The organism is Leucobacter chromiireducens (assembly GCF_003917135.1).
In the GTDB taxonomy this organism is placed as follows: Bacteria; Actinomycetota; Actinomycetes; order Actinomycetales; family Microbacteriaceae; genus Leucobacter; species Leucobacter chromiireducens_A.
Genome location: NZ_RPDI01000057.1, coordinates 1 through 5,655 on the forward strand (window position 1 = coordinate 1; position 5,655 = coordinate 5,655).

The window sequence follows — 5,655 nt, forward strand, 5'->3', positions numbered from 1 at the left end:
GGCAAGAAGCCCGGCGATCCGCTGTTGCGCGGGCCGCGGGGCGGGGTACTCACGACCGCGACGATCCGTGACGCAACGCATTGGGATGAGCTTGTGAAGGGCCTGGGCATGGACAGCCTCACCCGGCATGGCCTCCGGCACACGGGAGCCACCTGGCTCGCGGATGCCGGGGTGCCGCTCCATGTGCTGCAGCGCATCCTCGGACATGCCTCGATCGAGACGACCAAAGGTTACCTGCATCCTGACCACCGCCATCTCAACGAGGCCGCGAAACTCGCGAATCAGTTCCTCGCGCGCCCGCCGGAGCGGAAGGAGGACATCCGGCGCACAAGACCCCAGTTATAGCGAACAGGCAGCCGTTCCCTGGCCCCGTATAGGGTCAGGTTTTCGTCACGCCCGGATTTTGGCCCACTAGATAGCCACTATTTGGCCCACTAGATTCCTAACGGGCCTCGATCCGAGCATCGGCGGCGACGGCCAACTAAGCCCGATCTGCACTCGTTCCCGGGCCCCGTGGAGGTCACCAGAAATGACGAAAGCCCCGACAAGAATCCGCTTCTCATCAGGGCTTTTTCGTCGGGATGACAGGATTTGAACCTGCGACCCCCTGACCCCCAGTCAGGTGCGCTACCAAGCTGCGCCACATCCCGTTATTCAGTTGATTTGGACCGAGGAAAGCTCTACTGCACTTAACCCCCAGTCAGGTGCGCTACCAAGCTGCGCCACAGCCCGTTGGTCACGATTGCTCGTGGACAACTCTTCTATCTTACCCATACTTTTCGTGGCCGCTGACCACGGGTGCACACCGGGCGCGCCGCGCCAGGCAACGGCCGGAACCCAGCCAGGAACGGGCGGCCACGCTCCCAGCCACACACCCCAGAAACGGCGATGCCCCGGCCGCCAACATGGCGACCGGGGCACACGCGCGACAGCACGCGCTACAGCACTCGCTAGAGCACGCTCTGCAGGAAGCCCTGCGTGCGGACGTGCTGCGGGTTGTCGATGACGTTGGCCGGTGCGCCAGCCTCGACCACCACGCCGCCGTCCATGAAGACCACCTGGTCGGCCACCTCGCGGGCGAAGCCGATCTCGTGGGTCACCACGATCATCGTCATGCCCTCGGTGGCGAGCTCCTTCATGACGTCGAGCACCTCGCCGACGAGCTCCGGATCGAGCGCGGAGGTGGGCTCGTCAAACAGCATCAGCTTGGGCTTCATCGCGAGCGCGCGGGCGATCGCGATGCGCTGCTGCTGGCCGCCAGAGAGCTGCGACGGGTAGTGGTCGGCCCACGCTTCGAGCCCCACGCGGCGGAGCAGCTGGCGGGCCTCGGAGACCGCGTCGGCGCGGTTCCGGCGGCCGACGACCATCGGCGCCTCGATGATGTTCTCCAGCGCAGTCTTGTGCGGGAACAGGTTGAAGCGCTGGAACACCATGCCGATGGAGCGGCGCTGCTTGGCCACCTCGCGCGGGTGCATCTCGCGGAGGCGGTCCCCCTCGGGGCGGTAGCCGACGATCTCACCGTCGACCGAGATGCGGCCGCCGTCGATCGTTTCGAGGTGGTTGATGCAGCGCAGGAGGGTCGACTTGCCGGATCCCGACGGGCCGAGCAGCACCGACACCTGGCCGGCGTGCACGTCCATCGAGATGCCCTTCAGCACCTCAAGGTTGCCGAAGTGCTTGCGCACCCCGCGGAGCTGGACGAGGGCGGAATCGCTGAGCTGCGCGGTCCCGGGATCTGCGTGAGTGATATCAGCCACGACGCTCCCCCTTCTTCTTTCCCTGGAACTGGACGGCGATCGCCCCGGTCATCTCTCGCGCCTTCTGCAGCGTCGACGTTGGCGCGTTGCGCTCAACACCGCGGCCGAAGTAGCGCTCAAGGTAGTGCTGCGGGATCGACAGGATCGACACGATGAGCAGGTACCAGATGCTCACCACGATGAGCAGTTCGACCTGCTTGAGGTTCTGCGCGGAGATCTGGGTGGCCCGCGTGTACACCTCCATCACGGCGATGAGCGAGAGCAGCGAGGTGTTCTTGATCATCGAGATGAGCTCGTTGCCGAGCGGCGGGATGATGACGCGCATGGCCTGCGGCAGGAGGATCCGCACGAATGTGGCGTACGGGCTCATGCCGAGCGAGGCGGCGGCTTCCTTCTGCCCGGCGTCGACGGACAGCATGCCCGAGCGCACGATCTCGGCCGAGTATGCGGCCTCGTTGAGCGTCAGCGCGATGATGCCGGCCACGAAGGCGGTGAGCAGCACGTTCGTGTCGATCGACCAGAACACGACGTCCGTGAACGGGATCCCGAGCGAGATCTTCTCGAAGATGAGGCCGAAGTAGCCCCAGATCACGATCTGCACGAGGAGCGGCGTACCGCGGAACAGCCACACGTAGAAGGAGGAGAACACCACTGCGACGGGGTTGCCCGACAAGCGCATGGCCGCGAGGATCACGGCGAGCACGGTGGAGATGATCATCGAGATCGCGGTGATGAGCAGCGTCACCCCGACGCCGGACACGATCTCCGGGTTGAACATGTACTGGCCAACGACCGAGTAGTCGATGTTCTTGTTGGTCCAGAGCGCCTGGACGAACCAGGCGGCGAACAGGATCAGGGCGATCGCCCAGATCCACCGGCCGGGCCGCCGGAGCGGGAGGGCTTCGATGTCGAAGCGCCGATCCTGCTCCGGGGCCGTCACAGTTGCGTGCGTCATGGTGTGTGTTATCCCTCCAGCGATGCGCCGTTGACGATCGCCTCATCGGTCGCGAAGTTGCCGAGGTTGTGCTTCTCGAGGATCTCCTGGTAAACACCCTCGTCGATGAGCGACTGCATGGCGAGGCGCAGCGCCTCGGTGAGCTCGGTGTTCTCCTTGAGCGTGCCGATGCCCGTGTAGACGGGGTTCACGCCGGCGGGGTTCTCGGGGTCCTCGACCATCTCGAAGTCCTTGCCGTCGCCTGCGGTGGCGACGGTGTACGCGGCGACGGGGGCGTCGACCGGGTAGGCGACCACGCGGCCGGCCTTCAGCGCGGTCTGGGGATCCTGCGCGGTGGGCAGCTGCTGGATCGTCAGCTCGCCCTTGCCCTCGGCCTCGCAGGTGGCGGCGAGCTCGGTGAGCAGGTCGAGCTGCGCGCTCGCCTTCTGCACGGCGACCGGGTGGCCGCAGAGGTCCTCGAGCCCGGTGATGCCCTCGGGGTTGCCGGCCTTCACGACGATCGAGAAGCCAGCGTAGATCTCCTCGATGAAGTTGAGGGTCTCCTCGCGCTCCACGGTGTCGTTCATGCCGGACATGATGATGTCGAACTTCTTGGCCTGCAGCGACGGGATGACGGTCTCGAACGCCTGGTGCGAGATCTTCACCTCGACGCCCAGCTTCTCACCGAGCGCCTGAGCCAGATCGGGATCGAGGCCGACCTGCTTCTCCCCCTCGAGGAGGATGAACGGCGGGTAGGGGATGCCGGCGGCTGCGCGGATGACGCCAGCGTCGCGGATCGACTGCGGCAGCGCGGCCTCGGCGGCCGTGTCGACGCCCGAGGTGAGCGCCGCAGCGGTGTCGTCCGTCGCGGGCGCCGAGTCGCCGGTGCCGCCGCCGGAGCATGCGGTGAGGCCGAGCGCCGCGACGAACGCTGCGGCTGCGGAGATCTTGATGAGCTTCTTCATGGGGTGTTCCTCTTCCTTGGGGAATCGTGGGCGGTGTGGTGGTCGGTTGGTCGGAAAGATCGGGGGCGGATCAGGAGGCCCAGGCCTCCTCGTTCGGGCCGACGTGGTGGCCGAGGAACTCGGCGTACGTCTGGCGGCGCACCGCGAGGCGGCTCTCACCGTCGCGGCAGAACACGACGGCGGGCTTCAGCGCGCCGTTGTAGTTGTTGGAGAGCGTGTAGCCGTACGCGCCGGTCGCGGCGAGCACGATCGTGTCGCCGGTGGCGGGTGCCGCGAGCTCGGCCCGGTCGACGAGCAGGTCGCCTGACTCGCACTGGCGACCGACGAGCTGCGCCACGGTGTCGGGCTTGGCGCTCGCGCGGTCGGCGACGATGGGCGTGAACTCCATGTTCATCAGTGCGACGTTCAGCTGGTCGGCGAGGCCGCCGTCGACAGCGACGAAGGTGGCGCCGGTCTGCTTCACGTTGTTCACGCGGTAGGCGGTCATGCCGGCGCGTGCGACGAGCGAGCGGCCCGGCTCGATGATGAGGCGGCTGTCCGCTGGCAGCACGCGCTTCGCCGCGGCGGTGATCGCATCGAGGTACGCGTCGAGGCTCGGGGCGTCGTGCGCGACGTTGTAGTTCACGCCGAGCCCGCCGCCGATGTTGTAGACGGGGAACTCGCCGAGCTCGCGCACCGCCTCGACCGCGCGCTCGAACGGCTCGACCTCGAGCACCTGCGAGCCGATGTGGAGGTGCAGGCCGACCACGTTGATGAAGGGGTGGCGCTCGAGCCGAGAGATCAGCTCCTTCGCCTGCGGGATCGGCAGGCCGAACTTCGAGGTCTCGCCGCCCGTCGAGATCGCCTTCGGCACGCGGGGGTTCACGCCGGGGATGATCCGGATCAGCACGTCCTGCTGGCGGGTGAGGAGCGCGTCGAGGCGCTCGACGTCGGCCTCGCCGTCGAGCACGATCGCGCCGATGCCGGCGTCGACCGCGAGCACGAGCTCCTCGTGGCTCTTCGCGTTGCCGTGCAGGTGGATGAGCTCGGGCGGGGCACCCGACTCGAGCGCGAGGAGCAGCTCGCCGGCGCCGGCGACGTCGATCGCGAGCCCCTCGGCCGCGGCGATCGCGTAGGCGGCGAGCACGGGGAACGACTTCGATGCGAACGCGACCTGGCTGTTCGGCCAGCGCTCGGCGAGCCCTTCGCGGTAGGCGCGCATCCGCTCGCGGAGGCCCTGCTCGTCGATCACGTAGAGGGGGGTGCCGTACTCCGCGGCGAGCGCCGGGACTGAGCAGCCGCCCACCTCGAGAACGCCCTCGGCGTTCACCGTCGCGTTCGGGGGAAAGATCCGCTCGAACCGGGGATCGTGGAACCCGCTAGCTGCCACTTCGACACTCCTTTGTTTTCGTCAGTACCGACTGTAGAAAGCGAATGCGGGCGCACTTTTATCGAAACCGCTAAGGTTTACCCGTGACTCTGTCGAATTCGCGCACGAGCGTGCTCTCCCCGCTGTCTACTGGGCTTCCCATCGCGAGCCTCGTCACGCAGATGGGGCACGGCGTGCTCACGGTGCTGCACGCGCCACCGCACCCGGCTGCCCTCGGCGGGGTGAGCTACTACGACACCGACCTGCTGGAGCAGCACCTCACCGGCCAGCTGATCATGCTCACCGCGCACGCGGAGCTCAGCCCGGAGCGCATCGACCTGCTGTGCGAGCGGCTGGCCGCGGCGAAGGCGAGCGGGATCGTGGTGCGCGCGGCGGAGGGGCAGGACGCCGCCGGGATCGTTGGCGCGTGCGTGCGGCACGGCATCCACCTGCTCGGGATCGCGCCGAGCGTCGGCTGGCGCGAGTTCGACGCGCTCGTGAGCCGTCTGCTCGGCGAGCACGGGGCCGGCCTGCAGCTCGGCACGAACTCGGGCGACCGGCTCTTCGCGCTCGCCAACTCGGTGGCGCAGGCGTTCGGCGGCTCCGTGGCGATCGAGGATCACCGCCGCAACATCCTCGCCTACTCGGCGC

Annotated in this window: 5 protein-coding genes, 1 tRNA gene and 1 pseudogene; 2 read left to right on the forward strand and 5 right to left on the reverse strand. The window is 67.6% G+C overall.

Features of this window, described 5'->3' with window-relative positions:
• The coding region (locus tag EGM46_RS14245; protein WP_164512923.1) for a tyrosine-type recombinase/integrase at positions 1-345 on the forward strand (345 nt) is incomplete at its 5' end.
• Positions 346-576: 231 nt separating this feature from the next.
• Here EGM46_RS14245 and EGM46_RS14250 read toward each other — a convergent pair.
• The 5 genes from EGM46_RS14250 to lysA all read right to left on the reverse strand — a co-directional run bounded on the left by EGM46_RS14250 (position 577) and on the right by lysA (position 5,025).
• Positions 577-650, reverse strand: a tRNA-Pro gene (locus EGM46_RS14250).
• Positions 651-950: 300 nt separating this feature from the next.
• Positions 951-1,757: an amino acid ABC transporter ATP-binding protein gene (locus EGM46_RS14255; protein WP_277425229.1), complete on the reverse strand. Its 807-nt coding sequence runs from the start codon at positions 1,755-1,757 to the stop codon at positions 951-953.
• A complete protein-coding gene (locus tag EGM46_RS14260; RefSeq protein ID WP_125100789.1) occupies positions 1,750-2,712 on the reverse strand; it encodes an amino acid ABC transporter permease in 963 nt (320 codons plus the stop codon). Before EGM46_RS14260 ends, EGM46_RS14255 begins: the two co-directional genes overlap by 8 nt.
• An 8-nt stretch (positions 2,713-2,720) precedes the next feature.
• Positions 2,721-3,656, reverse strand: coding sequence for an ABC transporter substrate-binding protein (locus EGM46_RS14265; RefSeq protein WP_125100790.1), 936 nt, complete (start codon positions 3,654-3,656; stop codon positions 2,721-2,723).
• Between the two features lie 70 nt (positions 3,657-3,726).
• A complete protein-coding gene (gene lysA / locus EGM46_RS14270) occupies positions 3,727-5,025 on the reverse strand; it encodes a diaminopimelate decarboxylase (RefSeq protein WP_125100791.1) in 1,299 nt (432 codons plus the stop codon).
• Positions 5,026-5,108: 83 nt separating this feature from the next.
• Here lysA and EGM46_RS14275 point away from each other — a divergent pair.
• Positions 5,109-5,655 (forward strand): annotated as a pseudogene (locus tag EGM46_RS14275) (hypothetical protein); the annotation flags it as partial.